The 25359-nt window shown below is 67.6% G+C and carries 29 protein-coding genes and 1 tRNA gene; 12 read left to right on the plus strand and 18 right to left on the minus strand.

Translation table 11 applies throughout. The features are described from left to right. Positions 1-49: 49 nt before the first annotated feature. The 3 genes from rpoD to ABNQ40_RS25490 all read right to left on the minus strand — a co-directional run bounded on the left by rpoD (position 50) and on the right by ABNQ40_RS25490 (position 4871). Entirely contained in the window at positions 50-2080 is a 2031-nt protein-coding gene (gene rpoD / locus ABNQ40_RS25480) for an RNA polymerase sigma factor RpoD (RefSeq protein ID WP_109047508.1), read from the minus strand. Positions 2081-2279: 199 nt separating this feature from the next. Continuing rightward, positions 2280-4187, minus strand: a complete 1908-nt coding sequence (gene dnaG, locus ABNQ40_RS25485) for a DNA primase (RefSeq protein ID WP_109047509.1) — start codon at positions 4185-4187, stop codon at positions 2280-2282. Positions 4188-4406: 219 nt separating this feature from the next. Beyond that, a complete protein-coding gene (locus tag ABNQ40_RS25490) occupies positions 4407-4871 on the minus strand; it encodes a GatB/YqeY domain-containing protein (protein WP_109047510.1) in 465 nt (154 codons plus the stop codon). Positions 4872-5236: 365 nt separating this feature from the next. On the opposite strand from ABNQ40_RS25490, the gene carA reads away from it, so the two are divergent. Continuing rightward, positions 5237-6409, plus strand: a complete 1173-nt coding sequence (gene carA / locus ABNQ40_RS25495) for a glutamine-hydrolyzing carbamoyl-phosphate synthase small subunit (protein ID WP_109047511.1) — start codon at positions 5237-5239, stop codon at positions 6407-6409. A gap of 57 nt (positions 6410-6466) precedes the next feature. Here the strand turns inward: carA and ABNQ40_RS25500 are convergent, their stop codons facing one another. Continuing rightward, positions 6467-6775 (minus strand): hypothetical protein, encoded by a 309-nt coding sequence (locus ABNQ40_RS25500; RefSeq protein ID WP_146255392.1) that lies wholly within the window; start codon positions 6773-6775, stop codon positions 6467-6469. A 5-nt stretch (positions 6776-6780) separates the two neighbouring features. Here ABNQ40_RS25500 and ABNQ40_RS25505 point away from each other — a divergent pair, with 5 nt between their 5' ends. Beyond that, a complete protein-coding gene (locus ABNQ40_RS25505; RefSeq protein ID WP_109047513.1) occupies positions 6781-7140 on the plus strand; it encodes an HNH endonuclease in 360 nt (119 codons plus the stop codon). A gap of 8 nt (positions 7141-7148) precedes the next feature. Here the strand turns inward: ABNQ40_RS25505 and ABNQ40_RS25510 are convergent, their stop codons facing one another. Further along, positions 7149-7871: a hypothetical protein gene (locus ABNQ40_RS25510; RefSeq protein ID WP_109047514.1), complete on the minus strand. Its 723-nt coding sequence runs from the start codon at positions 7869-7871 to the stop codon at positions 7149-7151. 113 nt (positions 7872-7984) lie between these two features. Continuing rightward, positions 7985-9229, minus strand: coding sequence for a phosphoglycerate dehydrogenase (gene serA, locus ABNQ40_RS25515; protein ID WP_109047515.1), 1245 nt, complete (start codon positions 9227-9229; stop codon positions 7985-7987). 224 nt (positions 9230-9453) lie between these two features. Between serA and arsC the strand changes: the two genes are divergently transcribed. From arsC to ABNQ40_RS25530, 3 genes are all read left to right on the plus strand, one after another. Further along, complete coding sequence (gene arsC, locus ABNQ40_RS25520; protein WP_109047516.1) at positions 9454-9795, plus strand: arsenate reductase (glutaredoxin); 342 nt, start codon at positions 9454-9456, stop codon at positions 9793-9795. A 70-nt stretch (positions 9796-9865) separates the two neighbouring features. Further along, positions 9866-10798 carry a 50S ribosomal protein L3 N(5)-glutamine methyltransferase gene (gene prmB, locus ABNQ40_RS25525; protein ID WP_391347709.1) on the plus strand — a complete coding sequence of 311 codons (933 nt, stop codon included), beginning with the start codon at positions 9866-9868 and terminating at the stop codon, positions 10796-10798. Positions 10799-10945: 147 nt separating this feature from the next. Then, positions 10946-11926, plus strand: coding sequence for an alpha/beta fold hydrolase (locus ABNQ40_RS25530; protein ID WP_109051768.1), 981 nt, complete (start codon positions 10946-10948; stop codon positions 11924-11926). On the opposite strand, the gene ABNQ40_RS25535 is transcribed toward ABNQ40_RS25530, so the two are convergent. The 12 genes from ABNQ40_RS25535 to ABNQ40_RS25590 all read right to left on the minus strand — a co-directional run bounded on the left by ABNQ40_RS25535 (position 11917) and on the right by ABNQ40_RS25590 (position 19359). Next, positions 11917-12519 (minus strand): N-acetyltransferase, encoded by a 603-nt coding sequence (locus ABNQ40_RS25535; RefSeq protein ID WP_109051769.1) that lies wholly within the window; start codon positions 12517-12519, stop codon positions 11917-11919. The two genes, ABNQ40_RS25530 and ABNQ40_RS25535, sit on opposite strands and share 10 nt — an antisense overlap. 72 nt (positions 12520-12591) lie before the next feature. Further along, entirely contained in the window at positions 12592-13050 is a 459-nt protein-coding gene (locus ABNQ40_RS25540) for a MarR family winged helix-turn-helix transcriptional regulator (protein WP_109051770.1), read from the minus strand. Between the two features lie 155 nt (positions 13051-13205). Beyond that, positions 13206-13625: an organic hydroperoxide resistance protein gene (locus ABNQ40_RS25545; RefSeq protein WP_012973667.1), complete on the minus strand. Its 420-nt coding sequence runs from the start codon at positions 13623-13625 to the stop codon at positions 13206-13208. Positions 13626-13886: 261 nt separating this feature from the next. Beyond that, positions 13887-14117 (minus strand): hypothetical protein, encoded by a 231-nt coding sequence (locus ABNQ40_RS25550; protein WP_098740197.1) that lies wholly within the window; start codon positions 14115-14117, stop codon positions 13887-13889. A 277-nt stretch (positions 14118-14394) separates the two neighbouring features. Continuing rightward, positions 14395-14471 (minus strand) — tRNA-Pro (locus tag ABNQ40_RS25555). A gap of 94 nt (positions 14472-14565) precedes the next feature. Next, a complete protein-coding gene (locus ABNQ40_RS25560; protein ID WP_109051771.1) occupies positions 14566-15024 on the minus strand; it encodes a MerR family transcriptional regulator in 459 nt (152 codons plus the stop codon). 103 nt (positions 15025-15127) lie between these two features. Next, a complete protein-coding gene (locus ABNQ40_RS25565; RefSeq protein ID WP_098740199.1) occupies positions 15128-15460 on the minus strand; it encodes an integration host factor subunit alpha in 333 nt (110 codons plus the stop codon). A 157-nt stretch (positions 15461-15617) separates the two neighbouring features. Continuing rightward, positions 15618-16589: a beta-ketoacyl-ACP synthase III gene (locus ABNQ40_RS25570; RefSeq protein ID WP_109051772.1), complete on the minus strand. Its 972-nt coding sequence runs from the start codon at positions 16587-16589 to the stop codon at positions 15618-15620. A 3-nt stretch (positions 16590-16592) separates the two neighbouring features. Further along, on the minus strand, positions 16593-17645 hold the full coding sequence (gene plsX / locus ABNQ40_RS25575) for a phosphate acyltransferase PlsX (protein WP_109051773.1): 1053 nt from the start codon (positions 17643-17645) through the stop codon (positions 16593-16595). A gap of 82 nt (positions 17646-17727) precedes the next feature. Continuing rightward, on the minus strand, positions 17728-17916 hold the full coding sequence (gene rpmF / locus ABNQ40_RS25580; RefSeq protein ID WP_012973646.1) for a 50S ribosomal protein L32: 189 nt from the start codon (positions 17914-17916) through the stop codon (positions 17728-17730). Between the two features lie 190 nt (positions 17917-18106). After that, positions 18107-18694: a DUF177 domain-containing protein gene (locus ABNQ40_RS25585; protein WP_109051774.1), complete on the minus strand. Its 588-nt coding sequence runs from the start codon at positions 18692-18694 to the stop codon at positions 18107-18109. A 167-nt stretch (positions 18695-18861) separates the two neighbouring features. Beyond that, positions 18862-19359: a ubiquinol-cytochrome C chaperone family protein gene (locus ABNQ40_RS25590; RefSeq protein ID WP_247880045.1), complete on the minus strand. Its 498-nt coding sequence runs from the start codon at positions 19357-19359 to the stop codon at positions 18862-18864. A gap of 228 nt (positions 19360-19587) precedes the next feature. On the opposite strand from ABNQ40_RS25590, the gene ABNQ40_RS25595 reads away from it, so the two are divergent. From ABNQ40_RS25595 to thiL, 7 genes are all read left to right on the plus strand, one after another. Continuing rightward, positions 19588-20082, plus strand: a complete 495-nt coding sequence (locus ABNQ40_RS25595) for an outer membrane protein assembly factor BamE (RefSeq protein WP_109051776.1) — start codon at positions 19588-19590, stop codon at positions 20080-20082. Between the two features lie 65 nt (positions 20083-20147). Then, positions 20148-21251: a bifunctional diaminohydroxyphosphoribosylaminopyrimidine deaminase/5-amino-6-(5-phosphoribosylamino)uracil reductase RibD gene (gene ribD, locus ABNQ40_RS25600; RefSeq protein WP_109491173.1), complete on the plus strand. Its 1104-nt coding sequence runs from the start codon at positions 20148-20150 to the stop codon at positions 21249-21251. A 78-nt stretch (positions 21252-21329) separates the two neighbouring features. Next, complete coding sequence (locus ABNQ40_RS25605) at positions 21330-21917, plus strand: riboflavin synthase (protein ID WP_109051777.1); 588 nt, start codon at positions 21330-21332, stop codon at positions 21915-21917. Further along, positions 21914-23053, plus strand: coding sequence for a 3,4-dihydroxy-2-butanone-4-phosphate synthase (gene ribB / locus ABNQ40_RS25610; RefSeq protein ID WP_109051778.1), 1140 nt, complete (start codon positions 21914-21916; stop codon positions 23051-23053). Before ABNQ40_RS25605 ends, ribB begins: the two co-directional genes overlap by 4 nt. An 18-nt stretch (positions 23054-23071) precedes the next feature. Next, positions 23072-23536, plus strand: coding sequence for a 6,7-dimethyl-8-ribityllumazine synthase (gene ribH, locus ABNQ40_RS25615; RefSeq protein WP_098740208.1), 465 nt, complete (start codon positions 23072-23074; stop codon positions 23534-23536). A 35-nt stretch (positions 23537-23571) separates the two neighbouring features. After that, complete coding sequence (gene nusB, locus ABNQ40_RS25620) at positions 23572-24159, plus strand: transcription antitermination factor NusB (RefSeq protein WP_109051779.1); 588 nt, start codon at positions 23572-23574, stop codon at positions 24157-24159. Positions 24160-24243: 84 nt separating this feature from the next. After that, a complete protein-coding gene (gene thiL / locus ABNQ40_RS25625; protein ID WP_109051780.1) occupies positions 24244-25275 on the plus strand; it encodes a thiamine-phosphate kinase in 1032 nt (343 codons plus the stop codon). Positions 25276-25359: the final 84 nt, after the last annotated feature.

A 25359-nucleotide genomic window follows, 5' to 3' on the forward strand; every position in this document is an offset into this window, starting at 1 on the left:
ACGGGGGCCGCAAAGGCCCCCGCTCCGTCTCGAAAAGCAACCGTCCCGATCAGGTATCCAGGAAGCTGCGCAGCTTGCGCGACCGCGACGGGTGCTTCAGCTTGCGCAGCGCCTTCGCTTCGATCTGGCGGATACGCTCGCGGGTCACGTTGAACTGCTGGCCGACCTCTTCCAGCGTGTGGTCGGTGTTCATGCCGATGCCGAAGCGCATGCGCAGCACACGCTCCTCGCGCGGCGTCAGCGAGGCCAGGACGCGGGTCGTCGTCTCGCGCAGGTTCGCCTGGATGGCGGCGTCGAGCGGCAGGACGGCGTTCTTGTCCTCGATGAAATCGCCGAGATGCGAATCCTCCTCGTCGCCGATCGGCGTCTCGAGGGAGATCGGCTCCTTGGCGATCTTCAGGACCTTGCGGACCTTCTCCAGCGGCATCATCAGACGCTCCGCCAGCTCTTCCGGGGTCGGCTCGCGGCCGATCTCGTGCAGCATCTGGCGGCTGGTGCGGACCAGCTTGTTGATCGTCTCGATCATGTGGACCGGGATGCGGATGGTCCGCGCCTGGTCCGCGATGGAGCGGGTGATGGCCTGACGAATCCACCAGGTGGCATACGTCGAGAACTTGTAGCCGCGCCGGTACTCGAACTTGTCCACCGCCTTCATCAGGCCGATGTTGCCCTCCTGGATCAGGTCCAGGAACTGCAGGCCGCGGTTCGTGTACTTCTTGGCGATGGAGATGACGAGACGCAGGTTGGCCTCGACCATCTCCTTCTTGGCACGGCTCGCTTCCTTCTCGCCCTTCTGGACGGTGGAGACGATGCGGCGGAACTCGTTGATCGGCAGACGCGCTTCCTCGGCGACGTTCGAGATCGACTCGCGCGTCTTGCGGATTTCGCCGTCGTACTTCTCCGCGAACTTGCCCCAGGTCTTGGGGTTCAGGCCGCGGATGCGCTCCAGCCAGTTCGGATCCAGCTCGTGGCCGAAATACTGGTTCAGGAAGTCCTCGCGCTTCACCCGGCACTCGGTGGCCATGCGCAGCAGGCGGCCTTCGAAGCCGGTCAGCTTGCGGTTCAGGCCATAGAGCTGCTCGACCAGCTGCTCGATGCGCTGGTTGTTCAGGCGGACGGTGTTCATCAGCTCGACCATTTCGAGCTTCAGCTTGTCGTACTTCTTGTCCGTCTGCTTGCCGACATCCTCGCCGCGCTGCATCGCGCCCATGCGGGCCTCATGCAGCTTGTGCAGCTTGTCGTAGGTCGCCTTGATGTTCTCGAAGGTCTCGATGACCTGCGGCTTCAGCGCGGCTTCCATCGCGGACAGCGACAGGCTGTTCTCGCCCTCGTCGCCTTCCTCGCCCTCTTCGCCCTCGCCTTCGGCGCGCGGCGGGCGCGGCTCGTCGCCTTCCTCTCCGGCCGGCGCATCGGCACCGGCGGCGGCGGGAGCCGCGGCGGCAGTGCCGGCAGTTCCGGCGACGCCAGTGGCATCAACCACCTCAGCCAGCCCTTCCGGCAACTCCTCGCCATCCGGGCCGCCGCCATAGGTGGCGTCCAGATCGATGATGTCGCGCAGCAGCATCTTCCCTTCCATCAGGGAATCATGCCACTCCAGGATGGCGCGGATGGTCAGGGGCGATTCGCAGATCGCGCCGATCATCATCTCGCGGCCGGCTTCGATCCGCTTGGCGATGGCGATTTCGCCTTCGCGCGACAGCAGCTCCACCGAACCCATCTCGCGCAGGTACATGCGCACGGGGTCGTCGGTGCGGCCGATGTCGTCGTCGTCGAGGTTGCCCGACGACCGGCCTTCGCCTTCGCCTGCCCCCTCGCCGCTGTTCTCCGAATCCTGCTCTTCCGATTCGACGATGTTGATGCCCATCTCGGACAGCATCGCCATCGTGTCTTCGATCTGCTCGGACGAGGACGAATCCTGTGGCAGCGCTGCGTTCAGCTCGTCATAGGTGACATACCCGCGCTCCTTGCCGCGGGCGATCATCTTCTTGACGGCCAAACCCATGCCGTCCATCAGAGGACCGTCTGCGGATTCCTCCCGCGTTTCGGAAACTTCCACGCTGTTCGCAGCTTTCGTGGCCATGCGATCGGTGCCCCCGCATTACCCCAGTGAATAAAGACGAAAGGAGCGCCCGGTCCCGGTTTCCCGGCCCGTCCGCCCCACCCCCAACCATGTATCTACCCAGAACCCGCCATCACAGAAACTGTCATGCGGCCCCGTCCTGTTGCCCTCTGTACCCATCAACCGACATCCGATTGCCGACGATATGCATCATCAACCGTCAGACGTCGTCAAAGTCACTGTCCGCGATACCCATACCGGACTTTATGACCTCCTGCTGAAGAGCCACGACCCTCGCGAAGTTGGCCTCGCTGTTGTCACGGGTCAGAGCGGCCTTCGCTTCCCTAAGATCGTCGAGCACCCGCTCGTGATGCAGATGCCGCCACGCAGGCCACCATCCCTTCCGAGCATCCTCCGTGGAGGCGTCCGGACGGGCGAAGCCGGCATGGACATAGGTCGACTCGCCTAGCAAAGCACCGACCATCGTCTCATGGCCGGCGGATGACAAGTGGCGACAAAGCGCATCGGCGTCAAGTGTCGAGTCGTGGTTGCGGTCGTCGGAAAGGCATTCGATGACCGCCCAGCGCAGTTTTTCCAGCTCCGGGTCACCGAATGGCAACAGCCCCAGCGGCTCCGCCAGTTCGCCGAACAAATCCGGATGGTTGATCAGCGTGGCCAGCAGAATGCGCTCGCGCATCGACACGAGACGGGAGGCGCGGCCCCTCCCCTCCCCCGCCGGCTTGGAAGTCAGGCGTCCGGGCGTGCCCGGCACATGGCGGCGCGGCGCGGCGCCGAAGCGTCCCCGCCCCTGCCCCGGCACCCACGGTCCGCGGTTGTAGGCCGGCCGCGCCGGAGCGAAGGCCTCGTCGACGCGGCGGCGCATCTCGGTGCGGTAGAAGCTCTGGACGTCGCGGTCGGCGATGGTGGCGACGCGGGCCTCCAGCGCCGCCTTCACCGCGGCCTTGGCCTCCGGCGTGTCGGTCGGCCGGCCCTCGCTCTCCATCCGCCACAGGGCGTCGGACAGCGGGATGGCGGCCTCCAGCACCGCTCCCATCGCCTTCGCCCCCTGGGCTCGGATCAGGCTGTCGGGGTCCTCGCCCTCCGGCAGGAAGGCGACGCGGGCCGACTGGCCGGGGGCGAGGTGCGGCAGGATGCGCTCCACCGCCCGCCAGGCCGCCCGCCGGCCGGCATTGTCGCCGTCGAAGCACAGGAAGGGCACCTTCTCCGCCGCCGGGATCAGCTTCCACAGCTCCTGCACCTGGGTCTCGGTCAGCGCGGTGCCCAGCGGCGCCACCGCCCCCTCGAAACCGGCGCGGACCAGCGCGATCACGTCCATATAGCCTTCGGCGACGATCACCGGCTTGCCGTCCGCCGCCGCCTGCCGCGCCCGCGACAGACCGTAGAGCAGCGTGCCCTTGTGGAAGAGCGGCGTGTCGGCGGTGTTGACGTATTTCGGCCCGTCGCCCTCCAGGATGCGACCGCCGAAAGCGACCACCTGCCCGCGCCGGTCGGTCACCGGGAACATCACGCGGTTGCGGAAGAAGCTGTAGGGCGACCGGCCGTCGTCCGGCCGCTTCAGCAGCCCGGCATTGACCATGTCCTCGTCGGAGAAGCCCTGCTTGCCAAGGTATGTGCGCAGCGCATTCGAATCGCCGGGCGCGTAGCCCAGCCGGAAGCGCGCGATGGTCTCGCCGTCCAGACCGCGCCGCAGGAAATAATCGAGCCCCGTCCGCCCGGCGGAGGCGTGCAGCTGCTGTTCGAACCAGCGCGCCGCCTGCTCGACGAGGTCGTGCAGGGTCTTGCGCCGTTCGTAGCGCTGGCGGTCCTCCTCCGTCGGGCGCGGCACCGGCAGCCCGGCCTCGCCGGCCAGATGCTCGACCGCCTCGGGGAAGCCGAGATTGTCGTGGCGCATGACGAAACCGATGATGTCGCCATGGGCGCCGCAGCCGAAGCAATGAAAAAAGCCCTTCTGGTCGTTGACGTAGAAGGATGGCGACTTCTCATTGTGGAAAGGACAGGGGGCCTTGTACTCGCGGCCGGCGCGGATCAGCCGCAGCCGTTTGGAGACCACTTCCGACAGGGTCAGCCGGGTGCGCAGTTCTTCCAGGAATTGGGGCGGGAAAGCCATGGTCGAACGGTCACCGGATACGATAAACGGGAAGCAAAGGCACAGCGCTATGGCAGCGCCATAGTATGGGAACCGGAACCGCCGTCCCCAAGGGCGTCGATGAGGACGCAGACGGAACGACGGCATTCGTCCGACTGGGCCGGACCCGGCCGATCGAGGCGCCCGGCCTCGTGCGAAGCTTGGCTGCCCCGAGGCGGCCGGCGCCCCGTCAGCCCGGCCTTACTTGCCGGAGAGCCGGGCCTTCACCAGACCGCCGGCCTTGGCGAAATCCATCTGGCCGGCGTGGCGGGCCTTCAGCTCGGCCATCACCTTGCCCATGTCCTTGATGCTGGCCGCACCCAGCTCGGTCACGATGGCGTCGATGGCGGCGGCGACCTCCTCCTCGCTCATCTGCCTGGGCAGATAACGCTCGATGACCGCGATCTCCTCGCGCTCCTGCTGGGCCAGTTCGGGACGCCCGCCCTGCTCGTACATCGCCGCCGATTCGGTGCGCTGCTTCACCATGCCCTGCAGCATCGACAGGATGCCCGCCTCGTCGATGCCGTCGGTCACGCCGCGCCCCCGGGCTTCGATGTCGCGGTCCTTCAGGCCGGCGAGGATCATGCGGATGGTGGACACCGCGCGCTGGTCCTTCGCGCGCATCGCATCCTTGAGGCTGTCGTTGAACTGCGTGCGCAGTGTCATGTCCCGTCTTCCTTGGTTCGTCGGGCCGGGATAGGAGGCTCCGGCCGGACAGCCGACTATTCCGAAAATGGCCGCCGATTTCCACGGCAAAAGCCCCAGCCGGCAAATGGGTGCCCCGCGACCGTCCGACTTTGTCCACGGATCAGGGCCGCCTTGCAAAGCTATTGCTGGAAATCCTGCGTCCAATCGTCATATAGGATGTCCGGCCCATCCGATCAGCCCACTCGATCCCACGTCACTGCCCATTCCGGCGGAGGTGGGGTGCGAGCGGCTACGTGTGCGCGCCCGGCGGGACGCTAGGCCGTCGCCGTTCCGCCGATCACCCGATCCGTCGCCGGCCGCGGTTTTTGGGAAGGTTTACAGGAATGACTCTCGCCACTCCCCCCTCCGACAATGCGGTTCACACCGGCGTCCTGGTCCTGGCCGACGGCACCGTGTTCCGCGGCCGAGGCATCGGCGCCACGGGGGATTCGGTGGGCGAGGTGTGCTTCAACACCTCCATGACCGGCTATCAGGAAATCCTGACCGATCCCAGCTATGCCGGCCAGATCATCACCTTCACCTTCCCGCACATCGGCAACACCGGCGCCAACCTTGAGGACATCGAGACGATCACGCCCGCCGCCCGCGGCCTGATCCTGCGCGCCGACATCACCGATCCGTCGAACTGGCGCGCCACCCGCCACCTCGACGACTGGCTGAAGAGCTACGGCCTCGTCGGCCTGACCGGCATCGACACCCGCCGCCTGACCCGCCGCATCCGCGACCTGGGCGCGCCCAACGGCGTCGTCGCCCACGCGCCGGACGGCAAGTTCGACATCGAGGCGCTGGTCGCCAAGGCCAAGGGCTGGCCGGGTCTGGAGGGCATGGATCTGGCCAAGGACGTGTCCTGCCGCCAGACCTACGACTGGACCGAGGCCGGCTGGACCATCGGCGGCGGCTATGCCACGCAGGACAAGCCGCAGTACCATGTCGTCGCCATCGATTACGGCGCCAAGCGCAACATCCTGCGCTGCCTCGCAGCATCCGGCTGCAAGGTGACGGTGGTGCCGTCGACCGCCACGGTCGAGGACGTGATGCGGCACCAGCCGGACGGCGTCTTCCTGTCCAACGGCCCCGGCGACCCCGCCGCCACCGGCGAATATGCCGTGCCGACGATCAAGGGCCTGCTCGACACCGGCGTGCCGATGTTCGGCATCTGCCTCGGCCACCAGATGCTGTCGCTGGCGCTGGGCGCCAAGACCACCAAGATGCAGCAGGGCCACCGCGGCGCCAACCATCCGGTGAAGGATCTGGCGAGCGGCCGGGTGGAGATCACCAGCCAGAACCATGGCTTCGTCGTGATGCCGGAAACCCTGCCGGCCGACGCCGAGGTCACCCATGTCAGCCTGTTCGACGGCACCAACGAAGGCATCCGCCTGAAGGGCAAGCCGGTCTTCTCGGTGCAGTACCATCCGGAAGCCTCGCCCGGCCCGCAGGACAGCCACTATCTGTTCGACCGCTTCGTCCAGCTGATCGCCGAGAAGAAGGCGGCCTGACGCCTACCGCCGGCAGGTCATAAAAAGGGGGAGCCGTTCGCGCGGCTCCCCCTTTATCTATTTGGCATTACGGTCCTTGTCAGGGGAGAGCGTTGCCGCGGTTGCCGTGCGCGGCTGCACCCGCTGGATGCCACCATAGCAGCTGGTGCCACCACGCCCGCCGGGCGATCCGGCGGCTTGGCCGTACTGGGTGCAATCGGCGGTCTGGCTAGCGGCGGTCTGGCTGGCGGCTGCCTTTTCGCCGTCATGCTTCTGGTCGCGAGGCTGTGATTTGGGATCGTTCACAGTGGCCTCCTGGAGGTTGCGGACCATATCGTTTATGGCCTCTCCTAGATTGCCAACATGACCAGCGATCAGCGGTTCCAACAGATATGCGTCTTCCCGACCATCCGTTTTCCCACAAGCCCCAGCTGGCCGCCGATCCAGACGGCCCCGCCTGTCCGCTCTGCGGCCGGCCGATGGTGCCGGGCGCCAGCTTGAACGAACACCACCTGATCCCCCGCACCTATGGCGGGCGCGAGACGGTGACGATGCACCGCATCTGCCATGCGAAGATCCATGCGGTGCTGACCGAGCAGCAGCTCCGCGACCGGTATCACGAGATCGACGCCCTGCGCGGCCATCCCGACATCGCCGGCTTCATCCGCTGGGTCCGTCGCAAGCCGCCGGAATTCAACGACGGCCACGCCACCGACCGGCAAGCCGGAGACCGGCGGCGGCGCAAGCGCTGAACGCCCCCTCAGCCCTGGCGGACGGTCCGCCGCGTGGCGGGCTTCGGCAGATAATTGCGGGCTTCGCCGTTGCAGACCCGGCTGACCCGCTCATACTCCTCGACCGTATCGACCTGGGCCTGCCGGCGGTCGCGCTCGCGGCCGAATTCCTGCATGATCCGCCGCATCGCCGATTCGAGCGGCCGGCGGACCGCCGCCATCGCCTGCGACTGGCTGCGCGACCGCACCGGCGCCATCTCCGCGATCACCTGATCCAGCCGGCTGCGGATCTGCGGCATCATCTCCTGAAGCAGGGCCTCGTCCACCGCGACATGGCGCATTTCGTGGGCAAGCACCTCGCCATGCAGGCAGGAGCCGGCGGGGATTTCCCGGGCGACATGGACGATGCGCTGCTGGAAGCCGAAACTGATGGTAAGCTTGCTGGCCGAGGCGCAATAGGTGCCGTCGCCCATCGTCTTGAACAGGGCCGACACCTGGGACTGCTCGCCGTACCGCGCCTGGGTCAGCCCCAGCACATGGCTGTCGGCGGTGCTGACCGGCCCCGGCGTACGTCCGGGCAGGCGGGTGAGCTGCGGGATCGACAGCGCATCGTCGCGCTGGATCGGCGCCAGCACGGTGTCGAGGTCCAGCGTGGCCGGCGGAAATCCGGTGCAGCCGTTCGACTGCGCCGCGGCCGGCGACATGGACAGCAGAATTGCCGGAAAGGCAAAGAACAGGAGGCGAACGGTCATCCCAGCACTGTTACCGGGAAACCGTTCTCCTACAAGAGATTTGGCGGCAAAAGATATGGAAGGGCCGCCACCGCTGGTCTGCGGCGGTGGCCCTTCCACTCAATGCTGCCCACTCAGTGCTGGGACGGGAACAGGAAGCGCGCCTTCAGGGTGCCTTCGATGGCGCGCAGGTCGTTGACGACCTCCAGCTCCTCAACGTCGCCGTTGACGTCGACCACCACATAGCCCAGCTCCGGATCGGTCTGGAGATACTGGGCGGCGATGTTCAGGTCGCGGCCGGAGAACACCTCGTTCACCTTGCGCAGCATGCCCGGACGGTTCTCGTGGACGTGCAGGAAGCGGGTGCAGCCGGCCTGCACCGGCAGCGCCACCTGCGGGAAGTTGACCGCGCCGACGGTGGAACCGTTGTCCGAATACTCAAGCAGCTTCTGCGCCACCTCGGTGCCGATGTTGGCCTGCGCCTCCATCGTCGAGCCGCCGATGTGCGGGGTGAGGATGGCGGTCTTGATGCCGCGCAGCGCGCTCTGGAACTCTTCCTTGTCCGAGCCGGGCTCGACCGGGAAGACGTCGATGGCCGCACCCAGCACATGGCCGGAGTTCATCGCGGCGGCCAGCGCTTCGATGTCGACCACCTGCCCACGGGCGGCGTTGATCAGGTGGCTGCCCTTCTTCATGGCGGCCAACTCCCGCTCGCCGATCATGTCGCGGGTCTGCGGGGTGTCGGGCACATGCAGGGTCACCACGTCGGACACCGACAGCAGTTCCTCCAGCGAGTCGCAGGCCCGCGCATTGCCGAGCGCCAGCTTCCGCACGGTGTCGTAGAAGCGGACCTGCATGCCCATCGCTTCGGCCAGGATCGACACCTGGGTGCCGATGTGGCCGTAGCCGACGATGCCCAGCGTCTTGCCGCGGATCTCGTAAGAGTCCTTGGCCGACTTCATCCAGCCGCCGCCATGCACCAGCTGCGACTTCTCGAAGATGCCGCGCATCAGCATGATGATCTCGCCGATCACCAGCTCCGCCACCGACCGGGTGTTGGAATAGGGGGCGTTGAACACCGGCACGCCGTGGCGGCGCGCCGCCTTCAGGTCGACCTGGTTGGTGCCGATGCAGAAGCAGCCGACGGTGATCAGCTTGTTCGCCGCCTCGAACACCTTGGCGGTCAGGTGGGTGCGCGAGCGGATGCCCAGGATGTGGACCGAGCCGATGCGTTCCAGCAGCTCGGACTCGTCCAGCGCGCGCGGCAGCCGCTCGACGGAGGCATAACCGCCGCGGGCCAGCTCGTCGATGGCGTTGTCGTGGACACCTTCCAGCAGAAGGATGTTGATCTTGTCCTTGGAGAGCGAGAGCTTGGTCACGGCCGGCTTCCGTATCTGGGCATCGGTTCTGTCCCGCAAGGCCAGCCCACCGGGATACGGCGCGCAGGGCCTTTCGGAAAAGCGAGCGCGCAAAATAATACCAAAGGCAGCCCTTGTCACCTGACGGATGTTGCGCCGCGGCGTCCGTTTCCGCATGCCGGATTGGCGCGCAACGCGGGTTGGGTGTATCAGTCTGACCGCTCTTCAAACCTGGAAAGCCTGTCATGAGCGACGTGACGATCTATCACAACCCGCGTTGCAGCAAATCGCGCGAGACGCTGGAGCTTCTGCGCTCCCGCGGCGTCGAACCGACGGTGGTCGAGTATCTGAAGACCCCGCCGACCGCGGCGGAGCTGTCGGCCATCCTCGCCAAGCTGGGCAAGGGTCCGCGCGACATCACCCGCGCCAAGGAAGCGGCGGAGGCCGGCATCGCGAAGGACCTCGACGGCGAGGCGCTGGTCACCGCCCTGTCCGCCAATCCGGCGGCCATCGAACGCCCCATCGTGGTCAAGGGCGACCGCGCCCGCGTCGGCCGCCCGCCGGAGTCGGTGCTGGAACTGCTCTGACCGTCTCCGATCCGCTCTATCCCCCCGCCCCTGCCCCTCACCCCCGCCCCTTCACCGGAGCCCGCCGCCCGTGACCAGCAAGCACACCGCAGCATCCGCCGCCGCTGAGCTGTCGACCATCCGCGATTTCCTGCGCTACGGCGTCAGCCGTTTCAACGAGGCCGATCTGGATTACGGCCATGGCACCACCACGGCCTTCGACGAGGCGGTGTTCCTGGTGCTGGAGTCGCTGCACCTGCCGGTCGACCAGCTCGACCCCTATATGGACGCCCGGCTGACCGCGGCGGAACGCGAGGCGGTGGCCGGCATCCTCCATGCCCGCATCGACACCCGCAAGCCGGCGCCCTATTTGCTGAACAAGGCCTATATCCAGGGCATCCCCTTCTATGTGGACGAGCGGGTGATCGTCCCGCGCTCCTACATCGGCGAGTTGCTGTTCTCCGACATGTTCGGCGGCGACGACTTCACGCTGGTCGAGGACCCGACCTCGGTCGAGCGGGTGCTGGATCTGTGCACCGGCTCCGGTTGCCTCGCCATCCTGGCCGCCCGCATCTTCCCGGAAGCCCAGGTCGACGCGGTGGACCTGTCGCCCGACGCGCTGGAGGTGGCAAAACGCAACGTCGCCGACAGCGGGTTCGAGGACCGCATCACCCTGCATCAGGGCGACCTGTTCGCCCCGCTGAAAACGCGGAAATACGACGTCATCATCACCAACCCGCCCTATGTCGATGCCGAATCGATGGACGCCCTGCCGCCGGAGTTCCGGGCCGAGCCGGAAATGGCGCTGGCTGGCGGCGACGACGGGCTGGACATCGTCCGCCGCATCCTGAAGGAAGCGCCCAAGCATCTGACGCCGGAAGGCGGCCTGCTGTGCGAGTTCGGCACCGGCCGCGAGATTCTGGAGGCGGACTATCCCCATCTGGACTTCCTGTGGCTGCAGACCGCCAACAGCTTCGGCGAGGTGTTCTGGCTGACCCGGGACCAGCTGAAGGCTGGGAAGTGAGCCGAACGTAGAGTGCGATTGCCCCCACTTCGGCCCCCCATCCGGGGAGGACCGGGTGGGGGCCCGACTTCCCCAGGAACCCTTCTCCCGCCCACCGGTTGTCCTCTCACGATGTTGCGCCGCAACAGCCCCAAGAGGACGCCGCCGATGACCGACCGCCGCTCCACCCTCGTCAAGACCCTGGGCCTCACCGCGCTGACCCTGGGCGGATTGGCCGTCGCCAACACCATTGCGGCCCGCGCGGCCGAACGGCGCTATCCGCCCGAAGGCAGCTTCCTGACCGTCGATGGCGTCCGGCTGCATTACATGGAGGCCGGCGAAGGCCCGCCGGTCGTGCTGCTGCACGGCAATGTCTCCGCCCTCGGCGATTCGCTGGCGAGCGGGCTGTTCCAGCGTTTGGCCCGGACCCACCGGGTGATCGCCTTCGACCGGCCCGGCATGGGCCACAGCGACCGCCCTCGGGATCGCGCCTGGACGCCGGAGGATCAGGCCGACCTGCTGGCCCAGGCCTTCGCCGCACTGGAGATCGAGAACGCCGTGGTCGTCGGCCATTCCTACGCCACGCTGGTGGCGCTGGCGCTGGCCCTGGACCATCCGCGGACGGTGAAGGGCCTGGTGCTGATGGCCGGCTATTATTTCCCGACCAAGCGGGCCGATGCGGCTCTGGTGGCGCCGCTGGCGATGCCGGTGCTGGGCGACCTGCTGCGCCACACCCTGTCGCCGCCGGTTTCGATGGCGATGATGCCGGGGCTGCTGAAGACGCTGTTCTCGCCCCGTCCAGTGCCGGAGCATCTGACGGAGAGCTTCCCCGCCGCCCTGACCATCCGGCCGGGCCAGATGCGCGCCAACGCCCAGGATGGCGTGACCATGGCGCCCGCCGCAGACCGCCTCCAGCACCGCTATGCCGAGGTGACCGTCCCGGTGGCGATCTTCGCCGGCCATCACGACCGCGTGGTCGAGCAGGAGGAGCAGAGCGGCCGGCTGCATCATGTGCTGCCCGACAGCACCCTGCATTGGGTGCCGGACTCCGGCCACATGGTCCATTATGCCGATCCGGACCTGGTCGTGCACCACATCGACGAACTGTCAGCCTTGAAGACGGATCCGCGGATCGTCGCTCACAGATAGCGCCGCATCAGGATGCTGCCGCCCTGGTGCGGCAGCCGGGGGTGCCAGGGGATGGCGGCGTTGCCGATCTCCTCGAACCCCTCGCCGACATAGAGACGGCGGGCCGGCTCGTTGTCGGCCCAGACATGCAGGGTGACCCGGTCGAAGCCGCCGGTCCGCGCCCGCTCGTAGAACCAGCCGAGCAGCCGGCCGGCGATGCCGTGGCGCCGGTGCACGGGATCGACCGCCAGGGCGGACAGGAAATAGCTACCCCAGTCCAGCGTTTCGGAGAATTCGCCCATATGGGCGATGCGGTCGGGCGGCAGGCCGCTGTAATCCTCTGTCCGGATCCAGTCGGTGGGATAGCCATGGGCGATGCCGATCACCAGCCCATCCAGTTCGGCGACACCGCTCTGGCGATGCGACAGCGACCCGCTGCGTCCGGCCAGACCGGGCATCAGCATCTCCGCCGCGGTCATCCCCGGCACCAGCCCGTCGAGCAGGAATTCGTAGACGCCGCCGCCGGCGATGTCGATCAGCCGTGCCAGATCCGGGGCGTCGTCGGCATCGGCGGAGCGAAGGCGGAGGCGGTCGTCAGTCAGTGCGGAACTCACGGGCGGAACCCTTGGATCGGGAAGGCGGCTGGATAGAAAAGGCTCTCCCGCCGACGATTTCCAGTCCCAATCTTATCTGTCCTGATCGGCCGCCCGGTTCAAATCGTCGCGCAGCCGCAGCAGCGCATCGCGGAGCGACATCAGCTCTGCGGCGGAGCAGCCGGCGGCGGCGGCGATCCGCGTCGGCAGACATTCGGCCTGCGTCCGCAAGGCCGCCCCTTCGGCGGTCAGGCCGATGCGGACCAGCCGCTCGTCCTGCGGATCGCGGCTGCGGGTCAGCAGTCCCTGCCCTTCCATCCGCTTCAGCAGCGGGGTCAGCGTGCCGCTGTCCAGCCCGAGCCGCTCGCCGAGCAGCTTCATCGACTGGCCGTCCTCCTCCCACAGCAGCAGCATGATCAGATACTGCGGATAGGTCAGGCCAAGCTGCTCCAGCATCGGGCGATAGACGCGGCTCATCGCCAGATTGGCGGAATAGAGCGCGAAGCACGCCTGATTGGAAAGCAGAAGCGGATCGTCCCTGTCGGCTGCCATGATGTCTGAACCTTGAAAAGACGGCGCGCCGCCGGGATGCCGCGCGTCGGTCGATCGTGCGGACTGCACAATCGCGCGCAACAGCCTGGCGGCGCAATGCCGAAGACTTTTCGCTTCAGGCGATGGTCTCAGGCCCGGCCCTCAGGCAACGGCCCTCAGGCAACGGTCGTGGTGACCGGGATGTTGCCCTTGGTGGCGTGGCTGTACGGGCAGACCTTATGGGCGCGGGCCAGCAGATCCTCGGCGGCGGCCTTGTCCATGCCCGGCAGCGAAACCACGAAATCGACCGTCAGGCCGAACCCTTCGCCATCGTCGCGGGCACCGATGCCGACCGTGGCGTTCACCGTCAGATCGGCCGGGACGGCGATCTTGTCGCGGTTGCCGACGAACTTGATGGCGCCGATGAAGCAGGCGGAATAGCCGGCGGCGAACAGCTGCTCGGGGTTGGTGGCGCCACCCTGGCCGCCCAGCTCCTTCGGCGCGGCCAGCGCGACCGACAGCAGGCCATCCTCACTGACGGCCTTGCCGTCACGGCCACCGGTGGCGGTCACCTTGGTCGAATACAGGGTCTTCATGACGTGTGCTCCTTCATTGATCGCCGAGTGGCGGAGTTTGGTTTCCTGGGCGGCGGGTCGAACCGGCGCCCGTCGATCTTGTGAGGCGAACAATGACGCACAATTGAATTGCGCGCAATGTATTTGATTGTGCGTTGTTCGATTGCGCGCAATGCGTCTAGCGCATGGCACTGCATACAAGAGAAAGCGGCGGAGGCACGGGCAGCGCCGGCTCTGCCCGGATCCTCCGGCCGCAACGCCTTCAGCGACGTGAAAGGCTTTTCATTCCGCTACCCGGAGGTCCACCTTGCCGCGCCGTTCGTCGGTCCTGCGCCCCATGGTGATGTTCTTGGGCGCCCGCACGTCCCGGTTCCGCCACGTCCAGCATTCGCCGGTCTCATCCTGGAAGCAGACCCAGCACAAATCATGCTCGGCGCCATAGTCGATGAGGAAATGCGCAAGGGCGGGGCCCTTCGGGGTGTCCATGGGGAGCGGCGGATTGAGCTGGAGCATGATGGCCTCGTTGCGACACTGTGGAGCATGAACGCGCCAAAGCGTGCGCTCGGTCCCGCTTCGCTTGCGGACTCTCCCATTGCGCCGGCTCCCGTCCGGTTCGGAATGGCTGACCCGTTTTTTCAATGAAGCGCTTTGCCGGCCGGCCCTGCGCGCCTGCCGTCCCACCCAAGACTTCCAAGCGGTGCCGACAGAAGACGCGCCGGCCCCCAGGACGCGGGCAAAGAAAAAGCCCTGAAACCATTAGGTTTCAAGGCTTTTTCGGTCCTTCCGGAACTGGTCGGAGCGACAGGATTCGAACCTGCGACCCCCAGACCCCCAGTCTGATGCGCTACCAGGCTGCGCTACGCTCCGTCAACATCACCGCAGTGCTTGCGGCTTGGCTCCGGAAGGGAACGGGACTATAGCCGCGGGCTTTCGCCGATGCAACATCTCCCGTGATGATTTTTCAGCTTTTTTTGCCCCCTATTTCGGACAGGCGGGACAGCACCGATTGCAGCGATTTCAGCTCGTCCAGAACCATGGTGATCTCGTGCCGGACCGCATCCGACAGCGGCGGATGATCCTCGCCCCCATCCCTGTCATCGTCGGTGCCGTCGAACCCTTCCGCATCGACCGGCCCGCCGCCATCGTCGGCATCCTCGGGCAGCGGCGGCGTCGGGTCGGACATGCGTCCTTCCTTCAGCAGACGCTGGACGCCCTTGATGGTGTAGCGGTCCTCATACAGCAGAGCCTGGATCCGCCGCAGGAGTTCGACATCCTCCGGCCGGTAATAGCGCCGGCCGCCACCGCGCTTCAGCGGACGGATCTGGGGAAACTTCGTTTCCCAGAACCGCAGCACATGCTGAGGCACGTTGAGGTCGGTCGACACCTCGCTGATGGTGCGATAGGCCGTGGCGGATTTCATGGTGCGATCAGGCCGCCGTCCGACAGAGGTCGCCAGCGGCGATCCGCGGTAAGGCACGGCACGGCGACAGGCAAGGCGGAGAGGTCATCGCAATCGACCGGCGTCAGGACAGCGCCCGCGCAGGCGTCGGTGCCCCACCCTCCTGAACCTCGTTGATCCGATGCTTCAGCACATGGCTGGCACGGAAGACCAGAACACGGCGCGGCAGAATCGGCACCTCTTCCCCGGTCTTGGGGTTGCGGCCGACCCGTTCGCCTTTCTGGCGGACCTGGAAACTGCCGAAGGAGGAGATCTTGACCATCTCCCCCCGGGACAGGGCATCGGAAATCTCGTCCAGCACCGTTTCGACCAGATCGGCCGATTCGTTGCGCGAAAGTCCGACTTCCTGGTAGACGGCTTCGCTCAGTTGGGCGCGCGTTACGGTATTTTGCGACATTGTCAGACCTCCCCCCGCAACCGTTGCAAAGACGGTAATCCGGCGAAAGAAGGTCCGTCAATTCAAAAGCTTGGCAGCCTCATACGGCCCGGCCGAAGCCTGGCCGGGCGTGCAGCGCAGTATGACGGAAGTGCGATATGCGTAAGGCGCTGCCGCCTTACCAGCGGACCAGCGCCGAGCCCCAGGTCAGGCCGCCGCCGATGGCTTCCATCAGGATCAGGTCGCCGCGCTTGATGCGGCCGTCCGCCACCGCTTCGCCCAAGGCCAGCGGGATCGAGGCCGCGGAGGTGTTGCCATGGCGGTCCACCGTCAGCACCACCTTTTCCGGCGACAGCTTCATCTTGCGGGCCAGCCCGTCGATGATCCGGCGATTCGCCTGGTGCGGCACCATCCAGTCGATGTCGGTCGACTCCAGGCCGTTGGCGGCCAGGGCCTCCTCGACCACCGCCGACAGCTTCGACACGGCATGGCGGAAGATCTCCTGACCATGCATGCGGACATGGCCGATGGTGCCGGTGGAGGACGCACCGCCATCGACATAGAGCAGGTCGTACTGGTTGCCGTCGGAATGCAGGTGGGTGGACAGCACGCCGCGGTCGCTCGAATCGCCCTTGGCCTCGTAGGCTTCCATGACGATGGCGCCGGCGCCGTCACCGAACAGCACGCAGGTGGTGCGGTCGTTCCAGTCCAGCAGGCGGGAGAAGGTCTCCGCCCCGATCACCAGGGCGCGGCGCGCCTGACCGTTGCGCAGGAAATTGTCGGCCACCGACATGGCATAGACGAAGCCGGCGCAGACCGCCTGGATGTCCATGGCGAAGCCGGCGGCGCCCAGCGCGGCCTGCACCTTGGTGGCCGTGGCCGGGAAGGTGTTGTCCGGGGTGGTGGTGGCCAGGATGATGCAGTCGATGCTGCTGCCCGGCACGCCCGCATGCTCCAGCGCCCGCGCCGCCGCGGCGATGGCGAGGTCGGAGGTCTTCTCCCCCTCGGCGGCGATGTGGCGGGACCTGATGCCGGTGCGCTGGACGATCCATTCGTCCGTCGTGTCGACCCGCTGTTCCAGATCTTGGTTGGTGACGACGTTGGACGGCAGGAAGATGCCGCAACCCAGAACTCGGGAACGCATGACCATTGTTCAGCCCGCCGCCGCCTTCGTGTCGGGAAGAGGGTTCGCGTCGGCTATGCGCCCCATCTCTTCCTTGATGCGTTCGTTGAAGCCGTGCGTCGCCAGATTGATGGCGACCGCAACGGCATTGGCGAAGCCGACAGCGTCGGTGCCGCCATGGCTCTTCACGCAGACGCCGCGCAGGCCCAGGAACATCGCGCCGTTGTAGCGGCGCGGGTCGATCCGCTCGCGGAAGCGCTTGAAGGCGCCGCGGGCCAGCAGATAGCCGATCCGTGCCAGGAAGGACGTCGCGAAGGTGCGGCGCAGGAATTCGGAGAACAGCTTCGCCGTCCCCTCCGCCGTCTTCAGCGCGACATTGCCGGTGAAGCCGTCGGTGACGATGACGTCCACCGTGCCCAGCCCGATGTCGGTGCCTTCGACGAAGCCATGAAAGCGGCCGGGAAGCGGCATGTCGCGCAGGCTGGCCGCCGCGGCACGCACCACCTCGTTGCCCTTCATGTCTTCCGAGCCGATGTTCAGCACGCCGATCGACGGCTGCGGCAGGCCCAGGATGGCACGCGCGAAGACGGCCCCCATCACGGCGAACTGGACGAGGTTTTCAGGCTGGCACTCGGCATTGGCGCCGAGGTCCAGCATCACGCTCTCGCCCCGTTGCGTCGGGAAGAAGGAGGCCATCGCCGGCCGGTCGATGCCCGGCAGCGTCTTCAGCACGAACTTGGCCATCGCCATCAGGGCGCCGGTGTTGCCGGCCGACACCACGCAGGCCGCCTCGCCCGCCGCAACGGCGTCGATGGCAAGCCTCATGCTGGACTGGCGACCCGCACGCAGCGCAACCGCAGGCTTGGCGTCCCCGGCCACGAAGTCGGCGGTGTGGCGGATTTCCGCCACCGCCTTCAACGCAGGCCGCTGGTTCAGCAGCGGCTCAAGCCGCTGCTGGTCGCCATACAGCAGAAAACGCACGTCGGGATGGCGTTCCCGCGCGATGTCCGCCCCGGCAATGACCATGTCGGGACCGTGATCGCCACCCATGGCATCCAGGGCGATGGTCAGGCGCTGGCTCACCGCGAACAGGCTCCCCGGCTTGGACCCCGGCAGGGGCGACGGGCGCCCCCGATCAACGGGACCTCAGACAACGCGATGCGGATCAAGCGGCCGCGGTGCCGCTCTGAACCACTTCACGCTGGTCGTAATGGCCGCAAGACCCGCAGACGTGGTGCGGACGCTTCAGCTCACCGCAGTTCGGGCACTCGTTGTAGGCCGAAGTCGGCAGAGCGTGGTGCGAACGACGCATGTTGCGCCGCGACTTGGAGGTCTTCTTCTTCGGAACAGCCATGACCGTAAACTCTCTTCATTGGAAAGGGCGGCCCGAACAGGGGCCGCCCAGCGCGAGCGGCATTCAATAAGGCAAATGCCCCAAAAGGGCAAGCCCGAACAACCCCCATTTCGCAACCCCGGGCCGCTCATTGGTGGGGGTGGAAGTGCCGGCCCTTATACAAGACGCGGCGGAGAAAGCAACAGCCGGATCAGTCCCGCGGCTTCAACTGCTGCAGGACGGCGAAGGGATTGGGTTTTTCAGACTCCGCGGCGGCCTCTTCCTCCACCGCCTCCCCTTCCTCATGCTCGCGGTAGCCCTCGAAGTCCACGCCTTCGGCATGCGGATAGGGGTCGAGCCCCAGCGACAGGTGCTGCGCCGTCAGCTCGCCGATGTCGATTCGGTTGTTCTCCATCGGCTCGGGAACGTCCTCGTCGGACAGGGAGGCGTCGAAATCGATCTCCAGCCCCGGATCCTCGATCATCGACTCCGGAGCGAACAGCGCCTCGAAGCGTTCGCTGACATGGGCCGGCACCGGCTCCAGCGTCACGACGCAGGTCTGGACGACGTCGGCCTCCAGCTGCCCGGACACCCGGATCATCTGGCCGCCCCGCACGGCGCGCAGCTTCACCGTGGCGGTCAGGCTGCCGATCGCCTCCAGCTCCAGCCGTTCGGCGAGCGCGCGGCGCTCCGCCTCCGTCGCTTCGATGGTTTCGCTCACCTCGGCACGACGCACCGTGTCGGCATTGACGACGCGCGAGAATTCCGGGGCCGGCAGGGCGCCGTTGGCAGGGCTCATGGCAAAGACTTTCCGATCGAAAACCAAAACGGCCGGCGCGGCGAACGCCCGGCGACACCCGAGTCACATGCAGCCCGCGGCCCGGAAAGGCAAGCCCCGAGACGCGGCGGCAGGCGTCGGCGAGGCTCAAGATATCCCAGGGCGACTCCTCATATATAGGGAAGCGGTCAGACCGGGACCGGCGCGAAGCGGATCTCACCCCGTATCAGCGACTCCAGCGGCTGGGCGTCGAGCGTCGCGGCACAGCTGCGGACATAGGCGGCCATGGTCGCCAGCGCCCCGTCCGGCACCGGATCGACCGTGCCGTAGAGGTTGTTGTCCAGCGCCACCTCCAGCCTGCGGCCGCCGGAGTCGGCCAGCGCCTCGTCATAGGCGCGGATCCGCCCGGCCATCCCGCGCGCCATCGTCTTCACGCGCCGGGCGATGCCGCTGTCGCCGGCCCCCATCTCCAGCAGCGACTTCTCGAAATCGTCGACCATCGTCTCGTAGAGGCGCTGCGACAGTTTGCCCGCCTCCGGCCCCTGCCCCTTCAGCCGGCGCATCACCAGCAGCATGTGCAGCGCCACCATCTCGAACCGCCCGTCCAGGCTGTCGGGTACGGAAAGCGCGCTGTAGAAGCCCGGTTCGCGGGCCTGCCCGACGATGGCACTGAACAGACCGCCCACCGCGGCGGCGTTGCGGGCGCGGTCTCCGCCCCCGACACGACCCGAGAGAGGGCCCAGAAAAGGGCCCAGCAAACGGCCGATAAAGCTTCCTGACACGAACGGCAGCCCTTCCCCGACTCGGAGTCTCGTTGACAGGGCGAAGCAGCCGGTGCGATTGTCCCGCCCGGAGACTGTCCACAGCCGTGAACGGCCTCGCTGCCCCGCCGGCTCCATCATAGCCCGAGCACCATGACCAGATCGAACTTTTCCGCCCCTCGTACCGTCATTCGCACCGCCCTGCTGGGCAGCGTCCTGCTCGCCGGCCTCGCCGCGACCGGCTGCTCGCCCACCGTCGCCACCCGCGGCAACTTGACGGACCCGCAGCTGGTGGCGGAACTGCAACCGGGCCAGAGCCGGCGCGACGACGTCGCCGCGGTGCTGGGCACGCCAACCTCGGTCGGCACCTTCGATCCGAACGTCTGGTACTATATCGGTCAGAAGACCGAGAAGACCGCCTTCTTCGAGCCGGAAGTGACGGAACGCCGCGTCGTCGTCGCCCGCTTCGACGACAACGGCGTCCTGCGCGAGATCAAGACGCTCGACAAGTCGAACGGCCAGGACATCGATCTGGTGGAGCGCACGACCCCCACCGCCGGCCGAGAGATGGGCTTCCTGGAACAGATGATGGGCAACGTCGGCCGCTTCTCCGCCAAGGACACCAAGGGCAAGGGCCCCGGCAGCTGATCGGCCGGCCGATAGCCCGGACCGCCGTGCCCCCTCTTTTCGATACCGACACCGACCTGCGCCACATGCGCGCCGCCCTGTCGCTCGCGGCGCGCGGGCTGGGGCGGACCTGGCCCAATCCCGCGGTCGGCTGCGTGCTGGTCCGCGACGGCGCCGTGATCGGCCGCGGCTGGACCCAGCCCGGCGGCCGCCCCCATGCCGAGACGGAGGCGCTGGCCCGCGCCCGCGCCTTTTCCGGCGGAGCGGAAGGCGCCACCGCCTATGTCACGCTGGAGCCCTGCAACCATTATGGCAAGACGCCGCCCTGCGCCCTGGCCCTGGTCGAGGCGAAGGTGGCGCGCGTCGTCGTCGCCTGCCAGGACCCCGACCCGCGGGTTGCCGGCGGTGGGTTGACGCGGCTGCGCGATGCCGGCATCGCGGTGACCACCGGCGTCTGCGAGGCCGAGGCGCTGGCCCTGAACGAGGGCTTCTTCAACCGCATCACGCTGGGCCGCCCGCTGGTCACGCTGAAGGTCGCCAGCACGCTGGACGGCCGAATCGCCACCGTCACCGGCGAGTCGCAGTGGATCACCGGCCCCACCGCCCGCGCCTGGGGCCACCGGCTGCGCGCCAGCCATGACGCCATCCTGGTCGGCATCGGCACCGCCCTGGCCGACGATCCCGAACTGAGCTGCCGCCTGCCCGGCCTGGAAGACCGCAGCCCGGTGCGCGTGGTGGTGGACAGCAGCCTGCGCCTGCCACCCACGGCAAAGCTCGCCATCGGCGCCGCCCGCATTCCGACCTGGGTCGTCACCGGCCCTACTCCCGACCCCGCGCGTGCCGAGGCTCTAACGGCGCTCGGCGTCGAGCTGCTCCCGGTCGCCGCCGGGCCCGACGGCCGTGTCGATCCCGCCGCCGCGATGACCGCCCTCGCCACCCGCGGCATCACCCGCGTGCTGGTGGAGGGCGGAGCGTCGATGGCCGGCGCCCTGCTCGGTGCCGGTCTGGTCGACCGGCTGGAGTGGTTCCGGGCCGCCTCGCTGATCGGCGGCGACGGGTTACCGGCGGTCGCCGGCTTCGGAGTCGAGGCGCTGGCCGCGATGGCACGCTTCGAACGCACCGCCGTCCGCGGCGCCGGTGCCGATCTGGCCGAAAGCTACCGCCGGAAAGCCTCCGCAGCGTCGGTCTAGCCCACGCAACAGACCGTTGCGCCGCTTGCGGTGTCGCGCCCGCTTCCCCTGGCCGCGAAACCTGCTAAATTCCCCCGCATGTTCACCGGAATCATCACCGATGTCGGGCGCGTCCGGGCCGTGGAGCGGCAGGGCGACACCCGGTTCACCATCGAGACCGCCTTCGACACGGAGACGATCGCGATCGGGGCGTCCATCGCCCACAACGGCGTCTGCCTGACGGTCATCGAAAAGGGACCGGGGGCCTACGTCATCCAGGCTTCGGGGGAAACCCTGTCGAAGACTACGCTCGGCGGCTGGGAGGCCGGCACGCGCGTCAACCTGGAGCGCGCCCTGAAGGTCGGCGACGAGCTGGGCGGCCACATCGTGTCCGGCCATGTCGACGGCGTCGGCCGGTTGCTGTCGGTCCGCCCCGAGGGCGAATCGCTGCGCCTGACCTTCGAGGCGCCGGCCACTCTCGCCAAATACATCGCGCCCAAGGGCTCGGTCGCCATCGACGGCGTGTCGCTGACCGTCAACGAGGTCGAAGGCAACCGCTTCGGCGTCAACATCATCCCCCACACCCAGACCGCCACCACTTTCGGCGGGCTGACGGAGGGCGATACGGTCAATCTCGAAATCGATATGCTGGCGCGCTATGTCGCCCGGCTCGCGGGGCAGGAATGACGTCCGAGTTTCACCACTACCTGTCGACGGCCGAAGAGATCATCGAAGAGGCGCGTCAGGGCAGGATGTTCATTCTGGTCGACGACGAGGACCGGGAGAACGAGGGCGATCTGGTGATCCCCGCCTCCTGCGCCACGCCGGAAGCGGTGAACTTCATGGCCAAGCACGGGCGCGGCCTGATCTGCCTGACCATGGACCGGCCGAATATCGAACGGCTGCGGCTGCCGCTGATGGCCCAGCAGAACGCCTCGCGCCACCAGACCGCCTTCACCGTCTCCATCGAGGCGCGCGAAGGCGTGACCACCGGCATCTCCGCCGCCGACCGTGCCCGCACCATCGCCGTCGCCATCGACCCGGCGTCCGGTCCGCACGACCTCGCCACCCCCGGCCACATCTTCCCGCTGCTGGCGCGTGACGGCGGCGTGCTGGTCCGCGCCGGCCATACGGAGGCCTCGGTCGACATCGCCCGGCTGTCCGGCCATTCCTCGTCCGCGGTGATCTGCGAGATCATGAACGACGACGGCACCATGGCCCGCCTGCCGGATCTGGTGCAGTTCGCCCAGTTCCACGGGCTGAAGGTCGGCACCATCGCCGACCTGATCGCCTATCGCCGCCGCACCGAGACCATCGTCGAGCAGGTTCTGGCCGGCAATCTCGACAGCCGCTATGGCGGGCGCTTCCAGTCCTATGTCTACATCAACAAGATCCAGTATGCCGAGCACATCGCGCTGGTGCGCGGGGACATCTCCGGCGACGAGCCGGTGCTGGTGCGCATGCATGCCCAGTCGGTGCTGGACGACGTGCTGGGCGACCGCAACTCCGGCCGCGACAACGACCTGCACGCCTCGATGGAGCTGATCGCCAAGGAAGGCCGCGGCGTCGTCGTGCTGCTGCGCGAGCCGAACCCGAACGGCCTTTCCACCGTGCTGAAGGCGCGGCTGGAAGGTCAGGCCGGCAGCGTTCCGGAACTGCGCGACTACGGCATCGGCGCGCAGATCCTGCTGGATCTGGGCGTGCGCAAGATGACCCTGATCTCCAACCGCAAGAAGCCGATCATCGGGCTGGAAGGCTACGGCCTGACCGTGGTCGGCCACCGCGCCATCAATCCGGGTGCCGCGGACCCCGGTGAGGACTGAGGACCAGAACGCCGCCGGATGACCGACACGCCCCACATCATGGTCGTGGACGCCCGCGTCCACGAGGACATCGCGGATGAGCTGGCGCGTGGCGCCGTCGCGGAACTCGACCGCGCCGGGGCCACGCACATCCGCTATGGCGTGCCCGGCTGTCTGGAGCTTCCGGCGGCGATCATGTACGCCATCCGCTCGATGGATTTCTTCACCGCCCGCAAGCGTTTCGACGGCTATGTCGCGCTGGGCTGCGTGATCCGGGGCGAGACGACGCGGTACGACACGATCTGTGCCGAAAGCGCCCGCGGCCTGCAGGATCTGGCCCTGCGCTACAGTCTGGCGGTCGGAAACGGCATCCTGACGGTGGAAAACCGCGAGCAGGCCTGGGCGCGGGCCAATGTCGGATCGGTCAATACCGGCGGGCGCGCCGCGCGGGCCTGTCTTGACATGATTGACCTGAAGCGCAAATTCCGCCTCTATCCGCGCTGACCCCGACATCTCCTCTCTTTTAGCGACTGCAGATCATGAGCAACGACGACGCGGGCAGCCCCGTGACACCCGAACGCGCCTCCGGTCAACCGAAGGGCGGCAAGTCCAAGTCCCGCAAGAACAAGACCGGCGGCGGCTCCGCCAAGGCGCGCCGCAAGGCCGCCCGTCTGGCCGCGGCCCAGGCGCTGTACCAGATCGATCTGGCCCAGGCCCCGGTCGAGAATGTCGTCGGCGAGTTCGTCGCCCACCGGCTGGGCGAGGAGATCGACGGCGACAAGTTCGTCTCCGGCGATCCGCAGCTGTTCGCCGACATCGTCCGCGGCGCGATCCACCGCCGGGCCGAGGTGGACGGGGTGCTGGGTGCCGCTCTCGACCCGCGCTTCCCGCTCGACCGGCTGGAGCTGCTGCTGCGCGCCATCCTGCGCGCCGGTGCCTATGAGATCGCGGTCCATACGGACACCCACCCGCGCATCCTCATCAGCGAGTATGTCGACGTCGCCCGCGCCTTCTTCTCCGGCCGCGAGCCGGCGATGGTGAACGGCGTGCTCGACCATGTCGCCCGCGCGCTGCGCGCCGACGATCTCGCCAAGCCCGACCCCGGCCGCAACGCGGCCGAGGAGTAATACTCGAAGAAATTCCCTCTCCCCCCTGGGGAGAGGGTTAGGGTGAGGGGGTCGCACCGCGTGCCTTTCACGAGAATCCACCCCGTGCATCCCCCTCACCCCGACCCTCTCCCCGGGGGGGAGAGGAGGAATCGCCCCCTCGGCGAGTTCGGCCGCATCACCCGTTTCTTCAAGCCGCTGGCCGCCGGTTTTCCCGGTGCCCGCGGCCTGCGGGACGATGCCGCCGTGTTCGGCGTGCCTGACGGGCGGGAACTGGTCGTCACCACCGATGCCATGGTCGCCGGGGTGCATTTCTTCCCCGACGATGCGCCGGCCGACATCGCCGCCAAGCTGATGCGCAGCAACCTGTCCGACCTCGCCGCGATGGGGGCGGAGCCGCTGGCCTACACGCTGGTGACCGCCCTGCCCCGCGGCCTGGACGAGTCCTGGCTGGAAGGCTTCGCCGCTGGGCTGGGCGAGGAGCAGCGGCAGTTCGGCATTGCGCTGGCCGGCGGCGATTCGGTCTCCACCAGTGGCCCCATCACCCTGTCGGTCACCGCCTTCGGACTGGTCCCCACCGGCCGCGCCCTGCCGCGCTGGGGCGGACAGCCGGGCGACCGCGTCTTCGTCACCGGTAGCATCGGCGACGCCGCGCTCGGGCTCGAAGTCGCCTATGGCCGTCTCGACATCCCGGATCAGGACACCCGCGCCCATCTGCTGCGCCGCATGCGCCGGCCCGACCCGCGTATGGGCGTCGGGCCGCGGCTGATCGGGCTGGCAAGCGGTGCGATGGATGTGTCGGACGGGCTGGTCGCCGACCTCGGCCATCTCTGCGAGGAGTCCGGCTGCGCCGCGCTGCTGCACGCCGATGCGGTCCCGCTGTCCGAGGCCGCCCGCGGCGCCATCGACGGCGATCCGCTGCGGCTGGCGCTGGCCATCACCGGCGGCGACGATTACGAGCTTCTGTTCACCGCCCCGCCATCGGCCCGTGATGCCCTGACCGCCCTGGCCGCCGAATGCGGGGTCGCGATCACCGAGATCGGCGAACTCCGCCCCGGCACGCCCGGCGAGGTCGCGGTGCTGGACGGCGCCGGCGCGCCATTGCCGCTGACCCGGCGCGGCTGGGACCATTTTTGACCATCCGGTTCCGACGCCCGGCATTTAAGACAATCGAAAGCATCGGCAGCGCAGGGTTCGCCGATTCGCCGTTTGCGTAAGGTG

Origin of the sequence: Azospirillum sp. A23, from assembly GCF_042938965.1 — a bacterium.
GTDB lineage: Bacteria > Pseudomonadota > Alphaproteobacteria > Azospirillales > Azospirillaceae > Azospirillum > Azospirillum melinis.

Bases quoted from the DNA above. Each gene is read 5' to 3' on its own strand.
- dnaG (WP_109047509.1), bottom strand. From the start codon at position 4,187: ATGGCTTTCCCGCCCCAATTCCTGGAAGAACTGCGCACCCGGCTGACC.
- ABNQ40_RS25565 (WP_098740199.1), bottom strand. From the start codon at position 15,460: ATGTCGCAAAATACCGTAACGCGCGCCCAACTGAGCGAAGCCGTCTAC.
- ABNQ40_RS25570 (WP_109051772.1), bottom strand. From the start codon at position 16,589: ATGGTCATGCGTTCCCGAGTTCTGGGTTGCGGCATCTTCCTGCCGTCC.
- ABNQ40_RS25595 (WP_109051776.1), top strand. From the start codon at position 19,588: ATGACCAGATCGAACTTTTCCGCCCCTCGTACCGTCATTCGCACCGCC.
- ABNQ40_RS25550 (WP_098740197.1), bottom strand. From the start codon at position 14,117: ATGCTCCAGCTCAATCCGCCGCTCCCCATGGACACCCCGAAGGGCCCC.
- ABNQ40_RS25545 (WP_012973667.1), bottom strand. From the start codon at position 13,625: ATGAAGACCCTGTATTCGACCAAGGTGACCGCCACCGGTGGCCGTGAC.
- rpmF (WP_012973646.1), bottom strand. From the start codon at position 17,916: ATGGCTGTTCCGAAGAAGAAGACCTCCAAGTCGCGGCGCAACATGCGT.
- ribD (WP_109491173.1), top strand. From the start codon at position 20,148: ATGCGCGCCGCCCTGTCGCTCGCGGCGCGCGGGCTGGGGCGGACCTGG.
- ribB (WP_109051778.1), top strand. From the start codon at position 21,914: ATGACGTCCGAGTTTCACCACTACCTGTCGACGGCCGAAGAGATCATC.
- ABNQ40_RS25530 (WP_109051768.1), top strand. From the start codon at position 10,946: ATGACCGACCGCCGCTCCACCCTCGTCAAGACCCTGGGCCTCACCGCG.
- ABNQ40_RS25560 (WP_109051771.1), bottom strand. From the start codon at position 15,024: ATGAAATCCGCCACGGCCTATCGCACCATCAGCGAGGTGTCGACCGAC.
- ABNQ40_RS25605 (WP_109051777.1), top strand. From the start codon at position 21,330: ATGTTCACCGGAATCATCACCGATGTCGGGCGCGTCCGGGCCGTGGAG.
- ABNQ40_RS25505 (WP_109047513.1), top strand. From the start codon at position 6,781: ATGCGTCTTCCCGACCATCCGTTTTCCCACAAGCCCCAGCTGGCCGCC.
- ABNQ40_RS25540 (WP_109051770.1), bottom strand. From the start codon at position 13,050: ATGGCAGCCGACAGGGACGATCCGCTTCTGCTTTCCAATCAGGCGTGC.
- ABNQ40_RS25510 (WP_109047514.1), bottom strand. From the start codon at position 7,871: ATGACCGTTCGCCTCCTGTTCTTTGCCTTTCCGGCAATTCTGCTGTCC.
- nusB (WP_109051779.1), top strand. From the start codon at position 23,572: ATGAGCAACGACGACGCGGGCAGCCCCGTGACACCCGAACGCGCCTCC.
- arsC (WP_109047516.1), top strand. From the start codon at position 9,454: ATGAGCGACGTGACGATCTATCACAACCCGCGTTGCAGCAAATCGCGC.
- ABNQ40_RS25585 (WP_109051774.1), bottom strand. From the start codon at position 18,694: ATGAGCCCTGCCAACGGCGCCCTGCCGGCCCCGGAATTCTCGCGCGTC.
- ABNQ40_RS25490 (WP_109047510.1), bottom strand. From the start codon at position 4,871: ATGACACTGCGCACGCAGTTCAACGACAGCCTCAAGGATGCGATGCGC.
- ribH (WP_098740208.1), top strand. From the start codon at position 23,072: ATGACCGACACGCCCCACATCATGGTCGTGGACGCCCGCGTCCACGAG.
- rpoD (WP_109047508.1), bottom strand. From the start codon at position 2,080: ATGGCCACGAAAGCTGCGAACAGCGTGGAAGTTTCCGAAACGCGGGAG.
- carA (WP_109047511.1), top strand. From the start codon at position 5,237: ATGACTCTCGCCACTCCCCCCTCCGACAATGCGGTTCACACCGGCGTC.